The following is a 22,813-nucleotide window of genomic DNA, read 5'->3' as shown; positions in this document are numbered from 1 at the left end:
TAAGTAACCAATGGCAAAAACAGTAAAAAAAGAACCTAAAGAGAAAGACCCTCAAGTAGAACTTAAAATTCTTAAAACCAAAAAGCAATACCGCGTTTTGGCTGGGTTTTTAATGGTGCTTTTAGCTGTTGCGTTTTTGGTTTCTTTTATTTCCTTTTTTGTTTCAGGAAACGGCGTTGGTTATGGTCAAGCCGATCAAAGTGCAGTTGACGCATTTACTGATAGAAATGAAACAGTAGAAAATTGGTTAGGAAAATTTGGTGCCTATATAGCTGATTTATTTATTTACCGTGGTTTTGGTGTTGCTTCTTTTCTTTTTGTAAAACTTATTTTCCTTAGTGGTGCATTTCTGCTTTTAGATTTGCCTATTCGCAAACTCAAAAACACTTGGTTTTGGGATTTATTTGCAATTGTTGTTATTTCAATATTATTTGGCTTTGCAGCTTATACTTTACCAGAATTAGGTGGAACTGTTGGTTATGAAATGAACCTTTTTCTGCAAGATTATATCGGAAAGACTGGAACAGTTTTACTACTTGTCTTTTCAATAATCATTTACTTAATATTCAAAATAAAAATATCACCCGACGCTATTAAAACTTTCTTTGAGAAAAAGAAAAAAGACATTAGCGATGATTTGACATCTATGACAACTTCCAACACAGGAGTTGATTATAATTTAGAAGAATTTGCCGTTGAAGAGGAAGAAGAAATAATAGAACCAACCCTCAAAACTTCACAGTTTGAAATTAATAAAGAGTCATTAAAACCAACAATTGAAAATGCCTCTGAAATTAATTTAGAACCTACAATAAAAACAGTTACACCTTCACCAGAACCTCATATTATTGAAACAAATGATGATGCATTTGTTATTGAAGTAACCAATGATGAAGACGTAATGGAAGAGAATTTGGCTGCCAAACTCGTTGAAGATTTTGGACTATTCGATCCAACTTTAGAGCTTTCCAATTATAAATTTCCAACAATAGATTTACTAAAAGAATATACCTCTGTCGGAATTACAATCAATCAAGAAGAGCTAGAAGAAAACAAAAACCGAATTGTAGAAACGTTAAAAAACTACAAAATAGAAATTGCTCAAATCAAAGCTACCGTTGGACCATCAGTAACTTTGTATGAAATAGTTCCAGAAGCTGGTATTCGTATTTCAAAAATAAAAAGTTTGGAGGATGATATTGCTTTATCCCTTTCTGCACTCGGGATTCGTATCATTGCTCCTATTCCAGGAAAAGGAACAATTGGTATTGAAGTTCCAAACAAGAACCCAACTATGGTTCCGATGAAGAGTGTCATTTCTTCAGCTAAGTTTCAAGAAGCTGAAATGGAATTACCTATCGCTTTAGGGAAAACCATTTCAAACGAAACCTTTGTAGTTGACTTAGCCAAAATGCCTCACCTATTGATGGCTGGAGCAACTGGACAAGGAAAATCAGTAGGATTGAATGCAGTTTTAACTTCATTGCTTTATAAAAAACATCCAGCAGAAGTAAAATTTGTATTGGTCGATCCAAAGAAAGTTGAACTTACCCTTTTCAATAAAATAGAAAGACATTATTTAGCTAAATTACCCGATACTGAAGATGCTATTATTACTGATAACAACAAGGTAATCAATACCTTGAACTCTCTTTGTTTGGAAATGGATAACCGTTATTCGTTATTGAAAGATGCCATGGTGCGCAACATTAAGGAATACAACGAAAAGTTTAAAGGACGAAAATTAAATCCTGAAAATGGTCACCGTTTCTTGCCATACATCGTCTTAGTAGTTGACGAGTTTGCCGACTTGATAATGACTGCAGGAAAAGAAGTAGAAACTCCCATCGCTCGTTTAGCTCAGTTAGCGCGAGCTATTGGAATACATTTAATAATTGCGACACAACGTCCATCGGTAAATGTAATCACAGGTATGATTAAGGCGAACTTTCCAGCTCGTATTGCCTTTAGAGTAACGTCAAAAATTGATTCAAGAACTATTTTAGATACTGGTGGTGCTGACCAATTAATCGGTCGAGGTGATTTGTTATTTTCAAATGGAAATGACTTGGTAAGGGTGCAATGTGCCTTTGTTGATACTCCCGAAGTAGAAAAAATTGTAGAATATATTGGTTCTCAAAAAGCATATGCTAGTGCCTATTTACTTCCAGAATATGTTGGTGAAGATGGCGGTAGCGTCAATTTGGAAGTTGATATTTCGGAAAGAGACAGCATGTTTAGAGAAGCAGCCGAAATAATAGTAACCGCTCAACAGGGTTCGGCATCATTATTGCAGAGAAAGTTGAAACTGGGTTACAACCGCGCTGGTCGATTGATTGATCAATTAGAAGCAGCTGGAATTGTAGGTCCATTTGAAGGAAGTAAAGCGCGAAGTGTAAACATTCCAGACTTGACTTCATTAGATCATTTTTTTTCCAATGAACAAAACAATTTATAAAATGAACAAAATAGTATCAATTGCATTATTATTACTTGTGGGTTTAACTACAAATGCTCAGGATAAAAAAGCAAAAGATTTATTAGACCAAGTAACGGCTAAGATTAAAACCTACGATAACGTTACTATTGATTTCAAATACACTCTCAATAACAGTAAAGAGAATATCAATAAAGAAAGTAAAGGAAACCTATTATTGGAAGGTAATAAATATGTGCTAAACTTTATGGGTATAACCAAGATATATGACGGAAAAAAAAGCTACACCATCGTTCCCGAAGATGAAGAGATAACTGTTTCTAGTTTGAATGAAAAAGATGAAAATGCTATAACTCCTTCAAAAATGTTGACTTTTTTTAATAATGGTTACAAATATTACTGGGATATACCTCAGGATTTAAAAGGGCGTAAAATACAGTATATCAAATTAGTACCAACTAACTCAAAAGACCAACGAAAAGAAATATTATTAGGAATAGATTCCCAAACAAAAAACATTTACAACGTAATTGAAATGGGCAAAAATGGTACTAAAACCACGCTCACTGTTAATTCTTTTAAAACCAATCAACCTTTGTCAAAAAATCAGTTTACCTTTGTGGCGAGTAAATATCCAAATTACTACATCAATAAAATAGACTAAACTCGAGGTGAAAATACTTGACAGGTACTTATTAAAATCCTTCCTGATTACATTTACAACAGTATTTGTAATCCTTTTTTTTATATTCGTTTTGCAGGTTGTTTGGCTATTTATTTCTGAGTTAGCCGGAAAAGACTTAGATATCTTTATGATTATCAAGTTTTTACTATTTAAAATGCCAAGCATTATTCCGTTAGTATTACCACTATCCGTATTATTAGCTTCCATTATGACTTTCGGGAGTTTAGCTGAAAACTATGAGTTTGCGGCCATGAAATCTTCTGGTATATCGTTACAACGTGCCATGCGCAGTTTGACCTATTTCATTATCCTTTTGAGCATTGTTGCCTTTATTTTTGCTAATAATGTTATTCCGTATGCCGAATATAAATTCATTAATTTCCGAAGAAACATTGCACAAGTAAAACCTGCCATGGCCATTGCCGAAGGACAATTCAGCGAAGTAGGACTTTACAATATTAAAGTAGAAAAAAAATCAGGAGAAAACGGCAGATTTCTAAGCCAAGTTACTATCCACAAAAAATCAATTTTAGGTTCGGGAAGTAATACCGTTATCAAAGCAAAAAAAGGTGAGTTAATTAGTAACGAAGACTCTAATGTTTTGAAATTAGTGCTTAAAGATGGTAACTATTATGAAGATATTATTCCGAAGAAATTTGAAGAACGAAATAAAGTCCCTTTTGCCAAGAGTGAATTTAAAAAATATGTAATAAATATTGATTTGTCTAAACTAAATAACGCCAATTTAGATGAAGAACAAATCACGAATACCAATTCGATGTTGACTGTTGGTGAGTTAAAGTTCACACTAGACTCTTTAGAAAAAAATTACAAAAAAGATTTAATTTCCTTTACAGAAAATATTAATCAACGTGCCACAATTACCAACAGAATAGTTCCAGATAATATAAATAAAACTGACCTTAGTTTCAACAATATATTACAAAACTTTAGCGATACCGATAAATCCAATATTCTAAAAGCTGCTAGCAGTAATGTAGAATCTATAAATTTTAGTCTTGAATCTTCCAAATATGAAATGGAAGACAAACAAAAAAATATTAACCAACATTGGATTGCGTTATATGATAAATTTGTGATTGCGTATGCTTGTCTTTTAATGTTTTTCATTGGAGCACCTTTAGGAGCAATTATTAGAAAAGGTGGTTTGGGATTGCCAATTGTTTTTTCAATACTCATTTTTATCATCTTTCACTTCATCAACACTTTTGGTAAAAAAGTAGCAGGACAAGACGAAATTAGTCCTTTCATGGGTTGTTGGATGTCTTCTTTTGTTTTAACTCCATTAGCCATTTTACTAACTAAAAGAGCTACTGATGATAAAGGGTTTAGTCTCAATTTTGATGGACTACTTGTTTTAATTACTCGATTTTTCCCAGCATCGACATCAAACAAATTGGAACCTCAAATTGCTAATGCTGAGTTAGTAGAAAATATTGATGCAGTTAAAATTAAAGAATTCATCAAAGTCACACCAGTAAATACTGTTACAGAACAAAAAGTAGCAACAGAAGAGACAATCGCAATAGAAATTCTTATCAAAAAATATAACAAATTTAATCTACTTGCTTTACTCAGTTATGTTGCTTTGCTAGGTCTTTTTATTCCGGGAAAACCTGATTCAGTTCTGATTATTTTGGTGACACTTTTAGCAGCGACTATTTTTTATTATTCCCTATTTAAAGTACAACAACAATTATTGACTATGAGTAGACAAACCAATACTTCGTTAGATTTATCTTTGTTTATAATCCTAGCTGCAGGATTTCCATTTTACATCCTATTTTACATTTACAATAGATTATTTGTCAACAAACTTATTTTAGCATCAAAAAATACCCTTTAATGGAATTAGAAAACATACAACTTAACACTATCGAAGAAGCTATAGAAGACATCCGTCAAGGAAAAGTCATTATAGTGGTTGACGATGAAGACCGAGAAAATGAAGGTGATTTCCTGGCAGCAGCAGAAAAGGTAACTCCCGAAATGATAAACTTCATGGCAACTCATGGTAGAGGATTAATCTGTGCTCCTTTAACAGAGAAACGATGCCACGAATTAGAACTACACTCCATGGTCAAGAATAATACTGACCACATGGAAACCGCTTTTACAGTTTCTGTGGATTTAAAAGGACATGGCGTAACTACAGGCATCTCAGCAGCTGACAGAGCAAAAACCATATTAGCATTAGTTAATGAAGACACCAAACCCTATGAATTAGCGCGTCCAGGACATATTTTTCCGCTTACAGCTAAACAAGGTGGTGTTTTGCGAAGAACAGGACACACAGAAGCTGCAATTGACTTTGCGAGACTAGCTGGTTTTAAACCTGCTGGCGTGATTGTTGAAATAATGAATGAAGATGGAACAATGGCTCGCCTTCCTCAACTAGTAACAGTGGCACAAAAGTTTGGGCTGAAACTAGTTTCTATTGAAGCCTTAGTTGCCTATAGAATGCAACACGACAGTTTGATTGTCAAGAAAGAAGATTTTGATATTGAAACACGTTTTGGTACATTCCGATTGAGAGCTTATCAACAAACTACGAATAAGCAAGTTCATTTAGCGCTAACTAAAGGAAGTTGGAATGCTGGCGAATCAGTGCTCACTCGTATAAACTCTACACAAGCTAACAATGATATCTTGAATACATTAACGAATGAGGTAGACAAGAAATTAGACGACATGTTTAAACGCATTAATGAGGAGGGAAAAGGTGCTGTTTTATTTATCAACCAAGAAACCGACTCCTCTGATTTAATAAACCGATTAACCGAACTAAGACAATTACAAACAGAAGGTATTCTTAAAGCACCTCAAATTAAAATGGATGTAAAAGATTTTGGAATAGGCGCACAAATATTACACGATATTGATATTTCAAAAATACGATTGGTGTCCAACTCTACTCAAGCCAAGCGTGTAGGAATGATTGGTTATGGATTGGAAATCACAGAATATGTACCTTATTAAGTATAACAAATACTGATTAGACAAAAAGCCCGAAACTTTAGTTTCAGGCTTTTTTTTATAAAAGAAAAAGGAATTTTCTTTTATAAAAGTGTCTGCAACCGAAATAGAAATACCACTAACTATCCCGGCGCAAACACATCCTCAATTATATTATATACATGTTATGCAATGAGAACATGTTATTGTATTCGGATAGGTCTTTTGAGCCTCTTTAATTGCTTTGTGTATGTGCTTAAAATGTCCCAGAAATTTTCGATTGATCATATTGGGTAAAAAATCGCAATTACTTTTGTGCAATTCATGAAAGCCTTTTTTCCCCGGATAACAACTGACATAAAATAGTTCCATTTCCTTTAATTCTTTTTTCAAAATTAGAACCAATAAAATTCTAATCCTTACGGAAAACCGTAACGAGTGAAAAAAAATTTAAGCTAGGATCTTACTATATAATGCCTAAGTCTTTGGCAATAGCAATGAGGTGAATTGAGTTGGATGCTTTGAAATAATCTTTAAGCTTACTAATGCGTTTTTCAATAGCACTTCTGCTATTGGGTGTTATTCCTTGTGCCTTGAATTGAGTTTCTATTTCATCTTGGCTGATACCTTTTGATAATTGCTTGATGAGTAGAATATCAACTTCATCAATCTCGCGAGTTTTTTTATCTTTAAAGATGTATTCCAGTTCGGGAGAAATATAAATATCGGTAGTAGTGAATACTTGCTGTATTGCTGTTTTTAGTTGGTCAATACTTCTTCTGCCTTTGTGGATATAGGCGTTAATATGGTTATTTTCAAATAGCGATTTTATTCGGAACTTTTTGTCCTCAATCGAATAAACAATCACCTGGATATTGGGCTGAATCGCTTTAATTCTAGCAATGGCTTCATCTCCAGTTTTTATTTGTACTTCTCTAAAATCGGTTTCAAAAGAAAGATCGGAGATAAACAAATCATAAGGTTCATTATCGGCTAATGCTTTTTTTACTCTTAATAGGGCATCATCACAATATTTAACATGGTCAATATGGGTTATGCCTAACTCTTTTAGAATTTGGTTCAATGCTATATTGATACTATCAACATCTTCGGCAATCAAAACTTTCTGAAACATAGCTTCTTATTTTGGAATATTAATCACTATTCTAAAACCTTTTTGGGTTTCGTTATCAAAAATAAGCGTTCCTTTGATAGCATGAATACGGTTTTCCGCATTCTGTAAACCTTTTTTTTGAAGCGTTCCATTCAAAATTCCTATTCCATTATCGGTATATTTAATTTCAATGTGTTTTGAAAAATTGTTGAAACTAATAATAACAAGAGTACTTTTACTGTGCTTTTTCATGTTAACCATCAATTCTTGCAAAACTCTGTAAACTGCTATTTTAATCTCTTTTTTTAGTTTGTTCCAATCGATTGTGGTATATCCATTGACGATAACATTTACATGTTGATTACTGTAATTATTGAGTAAATCGACAAGCAATTCGCTGTAGTTTTCGCCTGTATCAATTTGGCTATTATCGCCAGAAATATTTCGAGTTCGGGTGTAAATAGTATCAAGGTTTTCGAGTAAAGTTTCCTTAATTTCTGGGTTCTTTAAATCTTGTGTTTCGGCAAAAGTCATGGCTTGAAAAACATCATTCGCCAATTCGTCATGTATTTTTTTGGAAATTCTAGTTTCAGTGGCATAAACTGATCCTTTGAGTTTTTGTCTGTTGCGGTAACGCACTAGCAGTATGATGAAAAGTGACAAAATAGTAACCGTGATGAGTATAATCACCACTATTTCTTTTTGCGTTTTATAGTGTTCTTTTTCTTCAATAGCTTTTTTGGAATCGTATTTAATTTTGACAAATTGGTTTTTGGCAGATTGTCGAACTTTATAAATACTATCGGTCAATGAAATTTGTTGTAACGCCAGTTTCTTTGCTCTGATTGGTTCGCTATTGGCAATCATGAACTTCAATGCTTCTATTTCATCATCGGGACTATTTACATTTTTAGCGGCTTCGTAGGCATTTTGGGCAAATGCTAATGCTAAAGATGAGTCAGTATTTTGATAGTATTCTGACATGTGCATGTAGGAAGCAATTAATTCATAGTCATTTTTGAGATTAGTTCTAATTGATAATGATTTTGTAAGGTAGATTATAGCGTTTGGATTGTTGGCTTTAAAATAGGCATACCCTAGATTATCCAATGCTTTGGCGTACTGCATTTTATCTGCTTGTAAAGAATCATTTGTAATTATTTTACTTAGGATAGTTATGGCTTTGCTAAATTCTTTTTTTTCTAAGTATACATAAGAAATATTGTTTTTAACAATCGCCTTATCCAACTCTTTTAATGAATAACTGTAGCATTTATTAAAATACAGTAAAGCTTCATCATAATTATATTGTTCTAAATAAGCTAGACCAAGCAGATTGTAGATAGTGGGAAAGTATATTGGATTCTTACAATTTTCAAGTGCTATTGTTACGGTCTCTTCACTACCAGCAAAATCACAATATTTTTGCTCTATTGAAGCTATTTGCAGTAAGCTATAAACAATTTGTTCCGAACTTTGAGCTACAGACTTTGACTTATGAAAATAATAAAAAGCACTGTCATATCGCTGCTTTTCTACCCATTTAAATGCTACTTCATTGTAACTGTCATATTGCGCTTTGGAAGATTCCTTATCTATTTCAAAATCCTTAGTACAAGATTGAAATACAAAACCAAGCAAAAAAATCGGGAAAAGGAACCTTTTGAGTTTCATTTCCCGAAATTATTAATTTAATCTATACAGAAACTATTTCTGATAAAAAAATTATGGTTTTGGTTTTAAAAAGTAGTTTAGAAATCAAAAAACAATTCAATTATCTGGGACTATAAGTCAAACATAAATTAGATATAGTACTCCTGGATTGGCATTTGTGGATTTTGCATAAAAATGCAATGTTGTTTTTACATTCATTTTGGTAACCTTTAAATTGAACAATAAGTTAAGGTTTATCTCAAAACAAGATGTTCATTAAATGGTTATTATACACTGTGGGGTTGTAAACCCTAATGAATAAAAGCTTTTCCAGTTTTACTAACCATTTTGCGAGACCCAGATTTTACTGTTTTTTAGGGTCTCGATTTTGCACCTTGAAATTTGATAAAGATTGTATTCTTTTGAAGTTTTAGAAAACAAAAAACCCCGAAATTCTTAAGATTTTCGAGGTTTTGTTGAGAATTGAAATTAATTTAGCGGAGAAAGAGGCTCCGCAACTCTTATATTTTTATCAGTGTTTTCAAGGCTTCGCAAAGGTCATTTTTTAATAGGTACACGAATAGGGTAACTAATTTTGACTACTTCGATTTTAGCAATGTAAACATACGAAAATTAATAATAGGTTGTTTGTTTTTTTATTGATTATTTTTAATAAAAATTATTTTATCTAATAACTATTGTCTTTTAAAATAGAAGAAATAATGCTTATCCTTTTTTTAGCTTTTAGGAAGTATAAAAAATGCTGAATTTTTCTTTTACTACTCAAAAGTGATTAATGTAGTTTTTATTGCTTCTTTCAATTTAGATTCAACTTTGATTTCTTCAGCAAAATCGGACCAATTTTTTATTACCTCGCTCGTTTGTTGGATGATTTCTGTTGCTTTTTTTATGTTCATCGATTTGGCAATGGTCACTATATCCTCTTTAGTGATTGCATTTCTTTTACCGTTAATACTTAAAGCATGCTGACTTACCCATTCGCTACCGGGTCTGTAGGCGTGACAGATATCGTAGGCTGGTGTTAATTCCCAGTCTTGGTCTTTTCTTAGTCGGAAGGCAAAGTTTTTGGTATGATCATCACAGTTGCGGGCCATTACGTTAAAGACCATTCTGCGAAACATTTGTTCGGCTTGAGGATAAGGAAGTCTCAACAATCTCATGGTTTGGAATAGCTGTTCATAGCTATAGCTATTTACATTATTAAAATCAAAGTGTTGTATGGCGTAAAAGGTTTGAATATGGTGTTTGATATCGCCATCTTCCCTATCAAAACGTTGTGTCATAAAGTGTGCTCTGCCGTTTTCTTCTAATAATCGAGATTCGGTCATGTCAATTTCACAGGCTTTTGCCATCAGATAATAAGCCATTTCCACACGTCCATATCCTGTTGAAGCTCCAAATTGACTATCGCTTACGCCGTCTAGTTTTATCAACCAATGATTAAATCCTTTGGGTGCTTTGGCTTGTCCAGATTTGATCATTCCCGTTTTTTCATTGTAGGCGATAATGGCTTTTGGTCTGGCACCACCCGCTGATGTTCCTATTTTTAGAATATCCAATAATGCTTTTTGTTCATCGTCATTTAGATTGGTTTCAAACTCTTGACGGTTGTTGACCACTTCTTGGGTTATTTTGACCAAGTTGTCCATTTCAATGGTGAAAGCTGTTTGGTTGGATTTGAAATTGACAGGTTCAAACTCTAAAGCACCCATACCTCGTGTGCCAATGAAACACAGTAACTCGACTGGATTTAAACTGTTTTCTGGACGACCGTTTTGTGCTAACCAAGCGTTGATTAATTGATTTCCATATTTATCGGGCAATACATCTGCGAGCAATCCTGGTAATCCTTTGAAGGTGGTATTTCTAACTAAATTTGGGAAAGAAAAAATTTGGTTTGCTTGGTTTAGTGGCATTTTTAAAGGTGCTACATCCCAATTGTTTGCTATAAATTTTGGGTCATACTCAAAACTGGCCGTTTGGGTATTTGAATCCCATGCCACTGCACCTACTCGTTCGCTCCAAAGATTTATATAGGCCGTTGTAATCATTACCAGTCGGATTTGTTGTCGTTACTATTGTTTTCCTTCCTAACTGTAGGCAGGTTGTTTCTGGCTCTTTGTCTTTTGTTTTGATCCAATTTTGCCAACTGTAATGGGCTTAGCTGTTCTTGTACTTTGAATACGTCCATGATATAGAGTAAGTCCAACACACGAAGCACTTGTAGTAGTGATTGCAGTGTTATTTTCTCTCCTTTTTCTATTTGGGTTACGGTAGAGCGGTTAATACCAGCTTCTATAGCGAGTTGCTGTTGGGTTTTGTTTTGTACTAAACGATGGTGTTTTACAAAAGCTCCAATAGTTTCTACTAAAGCCCCATCACTCATCGCTAACCAATTATTGCTTGAAATATCCATCACAAACTGTTTTATTTGTATTTAATGCTGATTATTTCCAACAAAAGTATGAAATAAAAAGATAAAAATGATTTTTTTGTCATTTTTATCTTTTTATTATTTACTAAAAGACATTATTGCGGCGATAATCGCCGTTACTGTGGGAAAATTTAAACTATTTCAATAGTTCAATATCTTGTAGTTTTCTGCCAAGTATGTCATCTGTACCAAGTTTTAAGAAATCGTCTTGAAGCCCTAACACTCTGAACACATTGAAATAGGCACCCATAGCAACACTAGGTTTTCCAGATTCGATTAAATGTAAAGTTGAGCGTGAAATATCTGCTCTTTCTGACACTTGTATCATGGTTAGTTTTCGTCTTTTTCGAGCTAACTTTATGTTTTCTCCCATTTGATCCAAAACCTTATTGTATTTTGGAAATATGATTTGTTTTTTAGTTGCCATTTTGCAATAAATGTTTGTTATTCTGAACAATAGTAGTTATTATGTTTCATATAACAAACATTATTATTTGAATTATAATATAGAAATATCAAACATATAGAGAATATTTGCATATCCAATTTTATTATTAACTTTATCTAGAAACTAAACTAGTTTTTTGTTCTGCTTATTGTTATAAGAAATTATACTTACAATATTTAATTAACTAAAGAGCGAAAAACTAAACAATAAACTATATGCTTTTGCATATACATTAATTATATTAAGCATGATTATATGCTTTTACATATAATTCATTTTTTTGTTTAAAATCAATGCAAAAGCATTTAACATCGAAGAAATTAGCCGATTTTGTTAGAGAGAGGAGAAGGGAAGTAAAACTGACCCAAGAAGCATTTGCGGAACCTTCAGGTGTGGCACTCACAGTCATTCGAAAAATAGAGAAAGGCAAAGAAAACCTAAATCTTGAAAAAGTAAACCAAGTACTCAAAATGTTTGGGCATTCATTAGCACCGATGAATTCTAGGGAATTATTTAAAAATGAAAACTTAGATAAATGAGAAACGGAGGTATATATTACAAAAAATTTCTAACGGGCATCCTAACAGAAACGAACGAGGGAGACTACACCTTTGAACAAAATGAAAAATATGTGATGGAACACCCAAAAGAAAGTATCACTTTGATAATGCCAGTTAGTAGATAAACTTATACCGAAAAACGGTTATTCCCCTTTTTTGAAGAGTTAATCCTTATTTCAACAAGAATAAATAAATTTATTTTAAATTAATATTTTAGTACAATGTAGAAATTTCCTCTATGGCATCAACCATTTTTAATTTAATGTTATAATAGTTAAAATCATTTGGTGTACCATTTTCAACTTCAATTATATTTAACACACAGTCATTTTGAGGAATTGGAGGAAAAATCAAGGAGAAATATCTCCAATCCTTTTTGGTTTCAAAGTAGTGATGAATTGGAGCTAATGGAATATTTTCGGCATTAACAAGAGTATATCGTTGCTTGGTAATTTTATTTTCAATGAATGTTTCTGGAGCAATTCTTATCCAACCACCATTGATATATATATCTTTAGCAACATAACCAAAATCAACTTTTGTATATTCAGGTGTCAAATGAATTCTTAGTAAATCTGGATTTCCATCATGTTTTTTTCTCACTTCTGGGTGAAATAAATAGTTCTTTTTTGGTGTCTTCATATCATTTATTTTTTACTTCACTTTTAATCCAATCGGGGGAAATAACTTTAATTTCTTCACCATATGAACGAAGCAGTCTAACTAGTTCAAAAGTTGGTACTACTTCAATTGTAAATTTACAAAAGCCATATTGATTTTTATCTGACTGTTGGGTTTCATGTATGGGATAGGATTCAAAATAATTAGTGATTAATGGTGTGGTTTTGAAAATGACTTTCTGTTTTGGTTGATTTTCATATGGATATACTCCATAAATATCATTGCAATACAAATCAACATCAGTTTGAATAACAGCAACATATTTTCGTTTCAAAGGAATGGGTTCATAAATCCTATCAAAACCAAAAGTTCTTAATGTATTGTGATGCTCAGAAAATCCAATAAGATACCAGCGGTTGTCAAATTCCTTTAGTAAAATAGGATGAACGATTACTGATTTGTATTCCCTTTTCTGGAATGAGTAATGTACAAATGATATGGGAGTTTTGTTTTTACATGCTGAAAACAATATGTCAAAATTTTTAAAACCTCTGGAGCCATTAACGTAGTCGGTTTGTATTAGTTTACGATTGGTATCACTCTCGGGAAATTCTTCTTTATAAGTCGTTAATATTTTGTCTATGGCTTGTTTAAACCTTATACTTACTCTTGAACCTCCAATATTTTGCAATAGTTCAATCGATTCTTTTATACTATCAATATCATGCTCTGTTAATCTAATAGTGTTAATAGAAAAGTTTGGATCGGTATAGTAATAACCCATGTTTTTTCTACAATATTTAATGGGAGCATCAAAACCAACTGGCTCGGACGACTTCATATTCCTGATGTCTTTTTCAATAGTATGGACTGAAGGAAAAAAAGATAATTTATCATCACAAGCTTCTTGAATATCTCTCATAGTTGGATAAGGTTTCCATGTGTTTCTTAAAAGTAAATCAATTACTTTATATCTCCTGATTGCTGAATTTGGAATTGACATTATTATTTTTTTTATAAAAATAGTAAAAAAAAATCACTCCTTACATATAATACGGAATGACCAATTAGCTTTGCTCTATAATCTTAACTAAAATCAAATTAAAAATGCGAAGTTCGATATTTAAAAAATATTTTGCTGAAGGGCTATTGACACTTATTCCTGAAAAACCTTTTGATGGATTTAATCATATTTATACCATTATTCCTAATGGGAAAATAAGTTTTGAAGATACTGTAATATCTGAAATTAAGAGTAATTCAGACAAAGAAGAAAATTGTACAGGTTTTTTTGAAATAGAAACATATAAAAAAGCAGACTTGATAAATTTTCACGTTCATAATATTTTCAATCAAAAGAATAAATCAAAAGAAAATGATATGACAAATCTGTCCGGTTTTTCTAGTTCACATAATAGTATGAAATGTAAAAATCATACACTCTTCTATTTTGTTCAATATAATTTAAAATCTGAAATGAATTGTCAAGAATTTTTAGAAGAACTCAATAGAACGATAGATCTTTTTTCATTTGATATGCAAAATAAAATCGTGTATCAACAAGTAAAAGTTTCAATTATTAATAATACAAAAGAACAGCTAATTGTATTCCATGATGATTATCAAAACCTATTAATTTATAAAACTTAACAATATGGAAATTAAAATTGACGAAAAAACAAAAGAAGTAACATTAATCGACATAGATACCTATGTTTTCAAAAATCTCGTTTCAGAGCATTCGCCAGAAGAAAATGTCGGGTTAGAATCGATTAGTTTTGATGATGAAATAACCCGTATCGATTTTGTTTATGTAGCAACACAGAAATTTGGAAATGGTAGTTGGGTTCAAATCGAACGTAATTCTTTCATAAGACCTGTGGGGTCAGATGTGAAATATAAATTGATAAAAGCCATTAATATTCCCTATGCTCCAAGCAAACACTTTTTAAAATGTGCTGGTCAAGTTTTAAGATATACTTTATTGTTTCCTGCTTTGCCGAAAAACACTAAAGAAATTGATATTATTGAAAAGCTAGCTCCTGGTTATTATTTCAATTTTTTTAGGGTACAACTCAATAATAAGAAACCCTTATTAGTTTCATTTGGTAATGATTTAAATTAATATAAAAACATGCAAAAACTACCTGCTATTGGAGATGTTGTTATGATTAAAAGTAACAACACTATTTGGGCTGACGAGAAGGGCTATTTTATAATCTCGAGACTTGATAGAAAAAACTTGCCTATTGAAATCATTGCGTTGACTAAAAGTAATTCACATCAAGTTGGCGACATCATTATAAACCATCAACTAATAAACTGTATTTATCCTATAAAACTCAAAGCTTCTAATTTAATAAATCAAGTCTCTTTATTATTGGTGAACGATAAATTTGAAAAATTACCTATAGTTCATTTTTTGGGCAATAATAGAATTATTGAATTTGTCCATTATGATGAAAAAATCGTTTCCAATGTTGAGTTTGAATTTTTTCAATTCCCAAACAAGTTGTTACATGGTAGATTAGTTTTCCATCTGACAAAACCGCTCGAAAAAAGGTTAATTCTTAACTTCATTTTTGAGCGATTTAAAAACAGTTCTCTTTTCAATAGACTTAATCAGATATAGAAATGAAAGTAGTATTTACAATACTTAAACACTACATAATTGGGATAATTATAGCTTTATTTCTAATCGGAATTATCCATTTATACAGCATCATTGCTGAATCGTATTTTAGATATGCAGAATGGAACAACATACTTGTAACCGCATTGATGAGTGGTTTGCCTTTTGGAGTGGCCATTTGGGCCTTTAAAAAATAACTGACTAGACAAATCCATTTACACTGATTTAGAGCTAAAATTAACCCAACAACCAGTTGAGATTTGTGCTTTTAGTTCAAAAGGAGATTTGGTTAGGTTTTGATAAGAATTTCTTATATTAGCATTCCAACAAATAAAAATTAATTTTTATGAATGAGATAATTTGTCCCAACTGTAAAAAAGCATTTAAAGTAGATGAAGCAGGTTTTGCTGATATAGTAAAACAAGTTAGAGACCATCAGTTTCAAGAAGAGCTAGAAAATCGTCTTTCACTTGCAGAGAAGGAAAAGGAAAATGCTGTAAAACTAGCAGAAGCCAATCTTAAAAATAAACTACAAGAAGAAATTGCTCTTAAAGACAAACAACTCGTTGAGTTAAAAGCTAAAATTGAAAAAGAGCTAACTGAAAAACTATCTCATAAAGAAGCTGAATTAGCCAAAATGAAAGCTGAGTTGGACAACGCTGAACTAAAGAAAAAATTATCGGTTACTGAGGCAATTCAGAAAATAGAAAAAGAACGAGATGCTTTTGCTAATGAAGTAAAGACTAAAGAACTCGAAAAACAAAATGAAGTAAGCTCCTTAAGACAAAAGTTTACAACTGAATTACAAAATAAGGAAGAAATCATTAAATACAAAGATGAAGAAATTGCTCGGGTGAAAGACTTGAAAGCAAAACTCTCCACTAAAATGATTGGAGAAACTTTAGAGTTACACTGTGAACATGAATTTAATAAATTACGTGCTACGGCGTTTCCAAAAGCTTATTTTGAAAAGGATAACGATGCTAAAACAGGAAGTAAAGGAGATTATATTTATAAAGAAACCGATGATCATGGTAATGAGATTATCTCTATCATGTTTGAAATGAAAAATGAGTCTGATGCTACAGTAACAAAAAAGCGTAACGAAGATTTTTTTAAAGAATTAGACAAAGATCGAACAGAAAAAAAATGCGAATTCGCTATTTTAGTTTCCATGCTTGAATCAGAAAACGAATTATACAATTCAGGAATTGTAGATGTGTCCTATAAATATCCTAAAATGTATGTGGTTCGTCCTCAGTTTTTTATTCCAATTATTACACTGTTGCGCAATGCAGCTATGAGTTCTCTTAAATACAAATCAGAGCTTGCAATGGTTAGAAGTCAAAATATTGACATCACCAACTTTGAAGAAAAAATGAATAAGTTCAAAGAAGGATTTGCCAGAAATTATGATTTAGCCAGTCGCAAATTTCATGAAGCCATTGATGGAATTGATAAAACGATTAAAGAATTAGAAAAGACTAAAGCAGCTTTATTATCCTCTGAAAATAACCTTCGCTTAGCAAATGAAAAAACAGAAGATTTAACTATAAAAAAATTGACACACAATAATCCAACCATGAAAGCTAAGTTTGATGAGCTTTCAAATGAGCCAGAATAGTTTGAAACAATAGATGAAAATATAAAATTATGAAAAAGTTGATGTTCCTAATAATTATGTTTATTAACTATGGTTTTGCCTATTCCCAAACCATCCAATCCAAAAACCACAGCACCACTAGCTACATAAAACCGGATGGCACAATACAAGAAAAAAATCATTCAACAGCTGGTTACATCAAGAGTGATGGGACTATTCAAAACAAGAATCACAGTACTATTGGCTATACAAAATCCGATGGAACCGTTCAAGACAAAAACCATTCAACTATTGGCTATATCAAAAAAGATGGAACGGTACAAGATAAAAATCACTCGACCATTGGTTATATCAAATCTGATGGAACCGTTCAAGACAAAAATCACTCCACCATTGGTTATGCCAAAGGAGTTGATATGTATTGGACGGCAGTTTCGTTTTTCTTTTTTAAGTAGGATTAATTATTAAAGCAATTTAAAATAGCTATCGTATTTAGAGTTTGATTACTATGATGTTGGTTAACTCTTTATTTGATGGCTTACTTATTATTTCTATTAAAGAAAAGCGTTCAAAACCATCGAACAAAGTGTTATATGCACGTTGGGACAAAAACTGTGATAGTATTTTTTTTGAGCGTTGTGAAGGAGTGGCGATTATATTGTAAATTTCCATCATAATATCATTTGTGAATAACCTCTGAAACTGTATTTATTGTTGCTAAAGCTCTTTCGATTGAAGAGTATTACAAATTATATTTAATGATCAAAAAGGACTTTGAAAATTCTAAAGCTTTACCTAAAAGATTGAAAAAAAAGGTTAAAAATGATGAAAGGTTACTACGATTAATTAAGACTTGTTTTAGCAAAGTGAAATAATTTTATTATGCTATTCTTTTAATTCGTTTTCTGTAAAATCATTAAATTTATTATTTGAAAATTTCTTCTAATACACTAGATAATCTTATGCCGGCTTTTAAGATTTGTTCTTGGATTATAGGATAGTTGTTGTTGATGTAGGTGTCATCGATTTTGCGGTTGCCCGTGTTGTAGATGGTTTTTAGATAAGAACGTGATTGGTTTGCCCAGTTAACCACATCAATTTTTTCTACTTCGGAAAGTTCTTCTTTGGTGTATTTTTTTGCTTTTAGGCATTCGGAGAGGGTTAATCCTTTGTATTCGATAATGCCGCTGTCGTAAAAGGAGTGTAGGTTTGTTCCTTTGCCATAGAAGTTGATTTGGAAATTGTTGCCTCCCCTATCCTCTCCGTAGCCGACGTGTAGCGGTTGGTGTAAATCTCCTATTAAGTGGAAGATGATGCATATTTTGATTTTTACGTCTTCTTTTGAAAGGGTTTTGTAGTTTTTTAGTTCCTCGATTGTTTTTGTTATTGCGCCTATAATGTTTTCCTCGTTATTTGGTACAATACTCTGCCCTCTATCGGCATTGATGTAATGTAGTTTTCTCATGTAGTCGTACTTTTTATCGCTTTTGATATCATCCATCCAATTGGCAGCTTCCTCAAAAGTCATTCCATCAAGGTATTGGTTTACTATTTTTTTGGTATTGGCATCAAGGTAATTTAAAGCGACTTGTGCTACCAATGCATGGCCTTTTTCACTCCAAGCGAAGCTGTTGTTTGGTGCTAAAAAAGCTGTAGTTATTAATACTGCTGTAATGTATTTTTTCATGTTGGTGGTTTAAAAACTTACTATCACAAATGTAGAAGAATAAATATGTGTAAATTGGTATAAGGGTGTTAAAATTGTTATTAACCCTTCACCCTCCAATTGCGATCAGGGTAGGCTCATTTTTTTTAGGGCGTTGGCAAGGAGTGGCAACTGAAATGAAAAACGTCTGGCTAAAAGTTAATGAAAAGAAATGTTGATGTAATAATAGTTTATTCGTTTTACTGCTCTATGTTTTTAAAATATATATTTTACCAAAAGTATATCCTTTTTACTGCAATCTTTTGAAATATATTTATTTAAATAATTGTTTTACATAAATATTGTTATTTTTTATTACATTTACTGCTTCAATATCTTTTTTACCGCATCTAATGGCATTACAAAAAGCAGGAAGTCTTTGGTTGGCAGCACATTTTGAACTTGGTAATTATCGAATAACCCATCGATCCTATATCGGTACAAGGGATAAAATCGAACTTGCTCATGACGGCAGTATCGAACAAACCTATGGACCCAAGTATGCTCCTAAAACACATACAGCAATAGGTCATATCGAATTCATGTTGAAATATGATGATTTAAATCTTGATCTCTTAGCGGCAGTATTCCGTAAATTGGAAGAACAGGAACTTCTAAATTATATTTACGAAAGCCCAAGCGGACGTTATTCAAGAAGAATAGGTTATTTGTATGAATGGTTAACTAATAGAAAATTAAACATTACACATGAAGTAAGTGGTAATTATACCGACTTACTTGACACAGAGCGGTATCTTACAGGCAAAATCATAAAAAATGCCCGCTGGCGTATTAATGACAATTTATTAGGTGTTCCGGCTTTTTGCCCTATAATTCGAAAAACACAAGCCTTAAAAGTGTTACTTGCCAAAGATATTAGGAGTGAAATAGAAGGGCTTAAAAATGACTATTCACCTGAAATATTTCAACGTGCCAGCCAATATTTATACCGAAAGGAAACCCGATCATCTTACGAAATTGAAAGTGAAAAACCTTCGCCTGACCGTGTAGATCGCTTTATTACTATACTTTATCAAGCAGGGAAACAGCCTTTTTCGGAAGTAATGGCTGAACAGCATTTAACCATTCTGCAAAATGCTATTGTAGATCCTCGCTATGCTCAACCTGGTTTTCGTAATTTCCAAAATTACATTGGACAGAAAAATTATCGAGGTGAAGAAATTTATCATTATGTATGTCCACCGCCATCTATGGTTGATTCTATGATGACAGGACTTACCGCCACAGAAGAAAAAACATTAGGAACTCCAGAAGTTGCTCGTGCTGCAATAATTGCCTTTGGGTTTGTTTTTATACATCCTTTTTTAGATGGAAACGGACGCATCCACCGTTTTTTGATTCATGACATGCTCACCCGAGACGGTTTGGCAGAGCAAGGTCTTATCATACCAGTTTCGGCTCACATGCTACAAAATATAACTGAGTATGACACTGTACTTGAGGATTATTCGAAACCATTGATGCAACGTGTTCGTTTTACTATTTCGGGAAGTGGTGAATTGAATATTGACAATACAGAAGATGTTAGCCCTTATTTTAGATATCCGGACCTAACATTGCAAAGTGAATACCTTGCTAAAACTATATTCTCGACCATACAACAAGACTTATTTGAAGAGCTTTTTTTTCTGGAACGCTATGATGAACTAAAAAAGGAACTCCAACAATTGATAGACATGCCTGATAAGAGATTAAGTGATGTTATTATGTACCTTCATCAAAATAAAGGGGTTTTTCCCAATCGAAGAAAAAAACAATTTGAGGAGATTACTGATGCGGAATTTGAGGCTATAGAAAGCATTTATTCTGAAATATTTTCCAGATGATTATTGTTTTGGGAAAATAAAATGTAAGTTGGCTTTACTTACTCTTTCCACCCGAAGAATTTGTTCGGTAACGGGGTATTGGTTTACTATTTTTTTGGTATTGGCATCTAGGTAATTTAAAGCTACTTGTGCTACTAGTGCATGGCCTTTTTCACTCCAGGCAAAGCTGTTGTTTGATGATAAAAAAGCTGCAGTTATTAATACTGCTGTAATGTATTTATTCATGTTGGTGGTTTAAAAACTTACTATCACAAATGTAGAAGAATAAAGGTGTGTAAAAGAGCAAAGGGTTGTTAAAAATAGTTATTAACCCTTCGGCAGGCTCAGGGCAGGCTATGAAGCAAACAACCCTTCGACATCGCTCAGGGTGACAATGCTAGGAATACTTGGACTAGTAGCGATTTATGTGCAGATGAATGAGGTAATGGCTATTTTTATTGGATAGTCCTTTTATTCTTTTTCAAGCTTATAATAGGACATTTGTGAAGCTTTCTATGAACTTTTTGCGGAGGTGGCATTTTTAATTATAATTAGTTTAAAAACAGATCACTTAATCTATTTAAATTTCATTCAAAGTTCTCTTTCGCATTTCATCCCTGAGTTGACTTTTCTTTATTGAGTCTTTTAAAGATTTATTTTTTAAACCCAACTCATATTCGTATTGAGGTTTAGATTTATAGGTAATACTTATTTCGTAGTCTATAATTGTTTGCGTTATTCTAAGTACAGAATTACTTGTTTCCACAGAACCAATATAATACTTGTCTTCCATAACCTCTTGAAACGATTTTTTTTTGAAAGCTTCCTTATCTGACAAACTATACTTTATAACGTACGATTTTATTTTACTTTGTTCAAAAACTATAACTGAACTGTCAGTTTCTGCTACAATCGGACTAAATTTAAGCTTGGTTGACATATCAAATGATATTTTTTTATTTCTAATTATTTCACCCTTTTGCAGTGAATTATGATTATCAAAATAAGCAGCTGATAAATTAATTTTTTTACCATCTCGTTCATACGAATATATTGGATTGTAATCTGGGTTATTTTCTATAGCTTCTTCTACTATCCTATTATACTTTGTCAATTCGGGTAATTTATATTTTTCCTTATACAAATTATAAACAGATTTATTAACCCTCATTAGCCTGATACTCACAAGTTTTCCACTATTAGTAAAAATAGGTTCAAAAGGCATTTCCCAATCTGATTCAAACAAGTATATAGAATTTTCAAATTTATAAGGAGAATATTGATTTAAATCAGCTCTAACAGTGTTTTTTTTAATTAAAATTTCCATTGCTCGATTATAGTCATCAAAGCTCATGTCAGCCCAAAATATTAAAAATATTTTTTTCTTCTCTCGTAGATTTTGCATAAATTTTTCGTTTTTACGATTTATGCTTTCGTTAGTCTTTATATTGTCTATAGATTGCTTATCTTCTTGACGTTGTTCTTTACTATTGCAAGAAAGCAAGATGATAATTGATATAATTGTTATGAGAGTTTTCATGAAATTAACTTTTCTAAGTGAGCATAGTTTATCATTTACTATGTTAAATTATTTTGCTAATTATTGACTATATATAAACTGAAAAGTAGCACTAATAGATTCATAATTGATTATTCACCTTTATATGGCGATTCCCAATCATCTCCATACATTTCTTGTTCAATAGAATAAGGTTTAGCATTTTCAGGAACTTGTTTAAGTGTAACTCTTAAGTATGAATTCAAATGTTTAACTCCTCCCTCAGGAATTACTCTTATTAAATCAAACTTGCACATAAATTCTTTTGAAAGATTTATTCTTTCATCGTGTATATTACAATTCAAGTTCTCTCTTACCCAATCGGATGAAGAAACGGTTAAGATATAAATCGTAGTTACTTCCTCCCAACTAATAACATATAAAGGTATATTTCTTTTAGAAAGTACTTCAAAAGGTTTCATATAATACCCTACGATTTCAACGGTATCCAATTCTCTTGCGAAATCTAATACATTTTCAAACTTAACAAATGCACTTATTTTTATAGGTTTTACCATATCGATAGTTATTAAAGTTTTA

23 protein-coding genes and 1 pseudogene are annotated in these 22,813 nt (G+C 32.1%); 13 read left to right on the top strand and 11 right to left on the bottom strand.

What is annotated here, in order from left to right:
- Nucleotides 1-10 precede the first annotated feature (10 nt).
- The 4 genes and pseudogenes from ACSVH2_RS08895 (at nucleotide 11) to ribB (ending at nucleotide 6,122) form a co-directional block, all read left to right on the top strand.
- The gene (locus ACSVH2_RS08895; RefSeq protein WP_438092816.1) at nucleotides 11-2,458 is read left to right on the top strand and encodes a DNA translocase FtsK; all 2,448 of its coding nucleotides are present in this window, start codon (nucleotides 11-13) and stop codon (nucleotides 2,456-2,458) included.
- Nucleotide 2,459: 1 nt separating this feature from the next.
- Nucleotides 2,460-3,101: a LolA family protein gene (locus ACSVH2_RS08890; protein ID WP_438092815.1), complete on the top strand. Its 642-nt coding sequence runs from the start codon at nucleotides 2,460-2,462 to the stop codon at nucleotides 3,099-3,101.
- Nucleotides 3,102-3,108: 7 nt separating this feature from the next.
- Nucleotides 3,109-4,518 (top strand): annotated as a pseudogene (locus ACSVH2_RS08885) (LptF/LptG family permease); the annotation flags it as partial.
- A 470-nt stretch (nucleotides 4,519-4,988) separates the two neighbouring features.
- Nucleotides 4,989-6,122: a 3,4-dihydroxy-2-butanone-4-phosphate synthase gene (gene ribB, locus ACSVH2_RS08880; protein WP_438092814.1), complete on the top strand. Its 1,134-nt coding sequence runs from the start codon at nucleotides 4,989-4,991 to the stop codon at nucleotides 6,120-6,122.
- A 442-nt stretch (nucleotides 6,123-6,564) separates the two neighbouring features.
- Here ribB and ACSVH2_RS08875 read toward each other — a convergent pair whose 3' ends face one another.
- The 5 genes from ACSVH2_RS08875 to ACSVH2_RS08855 all read right to left on the bottom strand — a co-directional run bounded on the left by ACSVH2_RS08875 (nucleotide 6,565) and on the right by ACSVH2_RS08855 (nucleotide 11,747).
- A complete protein-coding gene (locus ACSVH2_RS08875) occupies nucleotides 6,565-7,233 on the bottom strand; it encodes a response regulator (protein WP_438092813.1) in 669 nt (222 codons plus the stop codon).
- 6 nt (nucleotides 7,234-7,239) lie between these two features.
- On the bottom strand, nucleotides 7,240-8,886 hold the full coding sequence (locus ACSVH2_RS08870) for a tetratricopeptide repeat-containing sensor histidine kinase (protein WP_438092812.1): 1,647 nt from the start codon (nucleotides 8,884-8,886) through the stop codon (nucleotides 7,240-7,242).
- 758 nt (nucleotides 8,887-9,644) lie between these two features.
- Nucleotides 9,645-10,937 carry a type II toxin-antitoxin system HipA family toxin gene (locus ACSVH2_RS08865; RefSeq protein WP_438092811.1) on the bottom strand — a complete coding sequence of 431 codons (1,293 nt, stop codon included), beginning with the start codon at nucleotides 10,935-10,937 and terminating at the stop codon, nucleotides 9,645-9,647.
- Nucleotides 10,937-11,302 carry a helix-turn-helix domain-containing protein gene (locus tag ACSVH2_RS08860; protein WP_438092810.1) on the bottom strand — a complete coding sequence of 122 codons (366 nt, stop codon included), beginning with the start codon at nucleotides 11,300-11,302 and terminating at the stop codon, nucleotides 10,937-10,939. The genes ACSVH2_RS08865 and ACSVH2_RS08860 overlap by 1 nt, the downstream gene beginning before the upstream one ends.
- A gap of 154 nt (nucleotides 11,303-11,456) precedes the next feature.
- On the bottom strand, nucleotides 11,457-11,747 hold the full coding sequence (locus ACSVH2_RS08855; protein WP_438092809.1) for a helix-turn-helix domain-containing protein: 291 nt from the start codon (nucleotides 11,745-11,747) through the stop codon (nucleotides 11,457-11,459).
- Between the two features lie 314 nt (nucleotides 11,748-12,061).
- Here ACSVH2_RS08855 and ACSVH2_RS08850 point away from each other — a divergent pair, with 314 nt between their 5' ends.
- Nucleotides 12,062-12,307, top strand: coding sequence for a helix-turn-helix domain-containing protein (locus tag ACSVH2_RS08850; protein ID WP_438092808.1), 246 nt, complete (start codon nucleotides 12,062-12,064; stop codon nucleotides 12,305-12,307).
- On the top strand, nucleotides 12,304-12,453 hold the full coding sequence (locus ACSVH2_RS08845; RefSeq protein ID WP_438092807.1) for a hypothetical protein: 150 nt from the start codon (nucleotides 12,304-12,306) through the stop codon (nucleotides 12,451-12,453). Before ACSVH2_RS08850 ends, ACSVH2_RS08845 begins: the two co-directional genes overlap by 4 nt.
- Nucleotides 12,454-12,541: 88 nt before the next feature.
- Here the strand turns inward: ACSVH2_RS08845 and ACSVH2_RS08840 are convergent, their stop codons facing one another.
- Both ACSVH2_RS08840 and ACSVH2_RS08835 read right to left on the bottom strand, forming a co-directional pair.
- A complete protein-coding gene (locus tag ACSVH2_RS08840) occupies nucleotides 12,542-12,970 on the bottom strand; it encodes a hypothetical protein (RefSeq protein ID WP_438092806.1) in 429 nt (142 codons plus the stop codon).
- A gap of 1 nt (nucleotide 12,971) precedes the next feature.
- Nucleotides 12,972-13,952 (bottom strand): helix-turn-helix transcriptional regulator, encoded by a 981-nt coding sequence (locus ACSVH2_RS08835; protein ID WP_438092805.1) that lies wholly within the window; start codon nucleotides 13,950-13,952, stop codon nucleotides 12,972-12,974.
- A gap of 104 nt (nucleotides 13,953-14,056) precedes the next feature.
- Here ACSVH2_RS08835 and ACSVH2_RS08830 point away from each other — a divergent pair, with 104 nt between their 5' ends.
- The 6 genes from ACSVH2_RS08830 to ACSVH2_RS08805 all read left to right on the top strand — a co-directional run bounded on the left by ACSVH2_RS08830 (nucleotide 14,057) and on the right by ACSVH2_RS08805 (nucleotide 17,639).
- Nucleotides 14,057-14,599, top strand: coding sequence for a hypothetical protein (locus tag ACSVH2_RS08830; protein WP_438092804.1), 543 nt, complete (start codon nucleotides 14,057-14,059; stop codon nucleotides 14,597-14,599).
- A gap of 4 nt (nucleotides 14,600-14,603) precedes the next feature.
- Nucleotides 14,604-15,074 (top strand): hypothetical protein, encoded by a 471-nt coding sequence (locus ACSVH2_RS08825; protein WP_438092803.1) that lies wholly within the window; start codon nucleotides 14,604-14,606, stop codon nucleotides 15,072-15,074.
- Between the two features lie 9 nt (nucleotides 15,075-15,083).
- On the top strand, nucleotides 15,084-15,581 hold the full coding sequence (locus ACSVH2_RS08820) for a hypothetical protein (protein WP_438092802.1): 498 nt from the start codon (nucleotides 15,084-15,086) through the stop codon (nucleotides 15,579-15,581).
- Nucleotides 15,582-15,583: 2 nt separating this feature from the next.
- The gene (locus tag ACSVH2_RS08815) at nucleotides 15,584-15,778 is read left to right on the top strand and encodes a hypothetical protein (RefSeq protein ID WP_438092801.1); all 195 of its coding nucleotides are present in this window, start codon (nucleotides 15,584-15,586) and stop codon (nucleotides 15,776-15,778) included.
- 149 nt (nucleotides 15,779-15,927) lie between these two features.
- On the top strand, nucleotides 15,928-17,205 hold the full coding sequence (locus ACSVH2_RS08810; protein WP_438092800.1) for a DUF2130 domain-containing protein: 1,278 nt from the start codon (nucleotides 15,928-15,930) through the stop codon (nucleotides 17,203-17,205).
- 29 nt (nucleotides 17,206-17,234) lie between these two features.
- Complete coding sequence (locus tag ACSVH2_RS08805; protein ID WP_438092799.1) at nucleotides 17,235-17,639, top strand: 5-fold beta-flower protein; 405 nt, start codon at nucleotides 17,235-17,237, stop codon at nucleotides 17,637-17,639.
- A gap of 470 nt (nucleotides 17,640-18,109) precedes the next feature.
- On the opposite strand, the gene ACSVH2_RS08800 is transcribed toward ACSVH2_RS08805, so the two are convergent.
- Nucleotides 18,110-18,871 carry a S1/P1 nuclease gene (locus tag ACSVH2_RS08800; protein WP_438092798.1) on the bottom strand — a complete coding sequence of 254 codons (762 nt, stop codon included), beginning with the start codon at nucleotides 18,869-18,871 and terminating at the stop codon, nucleotides 18,110-18,112.
- A 371-nt stretch (nucleotides 18,872-19,242) separates the two neighbouring features.
- On the opposite strand from ACSVH2_RS08800, the gene ACSVH2_RS08795 reads away from it, so the two are divergent.
- Nucleotides 19,243-20,736 (top strand): Fic family protein, encoded by a 1,494-nt coding sequence (locus tag ACSVH2_RS08795; RefSeq protein WP_438092797.1) that lies wholly within the window; start codon nucleotides 19,243-19,245, stop codon nucleotides 20,734-20,736.
- Here ACSVH2_RS08795 and ACSVH2_RS08790 read toward each other — a convergent pair whose 3' ends face one another.
- From ACSVH2_RS08790 to ACSVH2_RS08780, 3 genes are all read right to left on the bottom strand, one after another.
- Nucleotides 20,737-20,961, bottom strand: a complete 225-nt coding sequence (locus tag ACSVH2_RS08790) for a hypothetical protein (RefSeq protein ID WP_438092796.1) — start codon at nucleotides 20,959-20,961, stop codon at nucleotides 20,737-20,739.
- 334 nt (nucleotides 20,962-21,295) lie between these two features.
- Complete coding sequence (locus ACSVH2_RS08785; RefSeq protein WP_438092795.1) at nucleotides 21,296-22,255, bottom strand: hypothetical protein; 960 nt, start codon at nucleotides 22,253-22,255, stop codon at nucleotides 21,296-21,298.
- Between the two features lie 110 nt (nucleotides 22,256-22,365).
- Nucleotides 22,366-22,791, bottom strand: coding sequence for a hypothetical protein (locus tag ACSVH2_RS08780; RefSeq protein WP_438092794.1), 426 nt, complete (start codon nucleotides 22,789-22,791; stop codon nucleotides 22,366-22,368).
- Nucleotides 22,792-22,813: the final 22 nt, after the last annotated feature.

Source organism: Flavobacterium sp. RSB2_4_14 (assembly GCF_051547085.1).
Lineage (GTDB): Bacteria > Bacteroidota > Bacteroidia > Flavobacteriales > Flavobacteriaceae > Flavobacterium.
This window is presented reverse-complemented; position numbering and strand designations above follow the sequence as displayed.

Coding starts and splice junctions, on each gene's coding strand:
- ACSVH2_RS08800 (WP_438092798.1), bottom strand. CDS start 18,871: ATGAAAAAATACATTACAGCAGTATTAATAACTACAGCTTTTTTAGCA.
- ACSVH2_RS08785 (WP_438092795.1), bottom strand. CDS start 22,255: ATGAAAACTCTCATAACAATTATATCAATTATCATCTTGCTTTCTTGC.
- ACSVH2_RS08830 (WP_438092804.1), top strand. CDS start 14,057: ATGCGAAGTTCGATATTTAAAAAATATTTTGCTGAAGGGCTATTGACA.
- ACSVH2_RS08855 (WP_438092809.1), bottom strand. CDS start 11,747: ATGGCAACTAAAAAACAAATCATATTTCCAAAATACAATAAGGTTTTG.
- ACSVH2_RS08805 (WP_438092799.1), top strand. CDS start 17,235: ATGAAAAAGTTGATGTTCCTAATAATTATGTTTATTAACTATGGTTTT.
- ACSVH2_RS08780 (WP_438092794.1), bottom strand. CDS start 22,791: ATGGTAAAACCTATAAAAATAAGTGCATTTGTTAAGTTTGAAAATGTA.
- ACSVH2_RS08860 (WP_438092810.1), bottom strand. CDS start 11,302: ATGGATATTTCAAGCAATAATTGGTTAGCGATGAGTGATGGGGCTTTA.
- ACSVH2_RS08870 (WP_438092812.1), bottom strand. CDS start 8,886: ATGAAACTCAAAAGGTTCCTTTTCCCGATTTTTTTGCTTGGTTTTGTA.
- ACSVH2_RS08845 (WP_438092807.1), top strand. CDS start 12,304: ATGAGAAACGGAGGTATATATTACAAAAAATTTCTAACGGGCATCCTA.
- ACSVH2_RS08895 (WP_438092816.1), top strand. CDS start 11: ATGGCAAAAACAGTAAAAAAAGAACCTAAAGAGAAAGACCCTCAAGTA.
- ACSVH2_RS08820 (WP_438092802.1), top strand. CDS start 15,084: ATGCAAAAACTACCTGCTATTGGAGATGTTGTTATGATTAAAAGTAAC.
- ACSVH2_RS08890 (WP_438092815.1), top strand. CDS start 2,460: ATGAACAAAATAGTATCAATTGCATTATTATTACTTGTGGGTTTAACT.
- ACSVH2_RS08810 (WP_438092800.1), top strand. CDS start 15,928: ATGAATGAGATAATTTGTCCCAACTGTAAAAAAGCATTTAAAGTAGAT.
- ribB (WP_438092814.1), top strand. CDS start 4,989: ATGGAATTAGAAAACATACAACTTAACACTATCGAAGAAGCTATAGAA.
- ACSVH2_RS08875 (WP_438092813.1), bottom strand. CDS start 7,233: ATGTTTCAGAAAGTTTTGATTGCCGAAGATGTTGATAGTATCAATATA.
- ACSVH2_RS08790 (WP_438092796.1), bottom strand. CDS start 20,961: ATGAATAAATACATTACAGCAGTATTAATAACTGCAGCTTTTTTATCA.
- ACSVH2_RS08835 (WP_438092805.1), bottom strand. CDS start 13,952: ATGTCAATTCCAAATTCAGCAATCAGGAGATATAAAGTAATTGATTTA.
- ACSVH2_RS08840 (WP_438092806.1), bottom strand. CDS start 12,970: ATGAAGACACCAAAAAAGAACTATTTATTTCACCCAGAAGTGAGAAAA.
- ACSVH2_RS08825 (WP_438092803.1), top strand. CDS start 14,604: ATGGAAATTAAAATTGACGAAAAAACAAAAGAAGTAACATTAATCGAC.
- ACSVH2_RS08815 (WP_438092801.1), top strand. CDS start 15,584: ATGAAAGTAGTATTTACAATACTTAAACACTACATAATTGGGATAATT.
- ACSVH2_RS08850 (WP_438092808.1), top strand. CDS start 12,062: ATGCAAAAGCATTTAACATCGAAGAAATTAGCCGATTTTGTTAGAGAG.
- ACSVH2_RS08865 (WP_438092811.1), bottom strand. CDS start 10,937: ATGATTACAACGGCCTATATAAATCTTTGGAGCGAACGAGTAGGTGCA.
- ACSVH2_RS08795 (WP_438092797.1), top strand. CDS start 19,243: ATGGCATTACAAAAAGCAGGAAGTCTTTGGTTGGCAGCACATTTTGAA.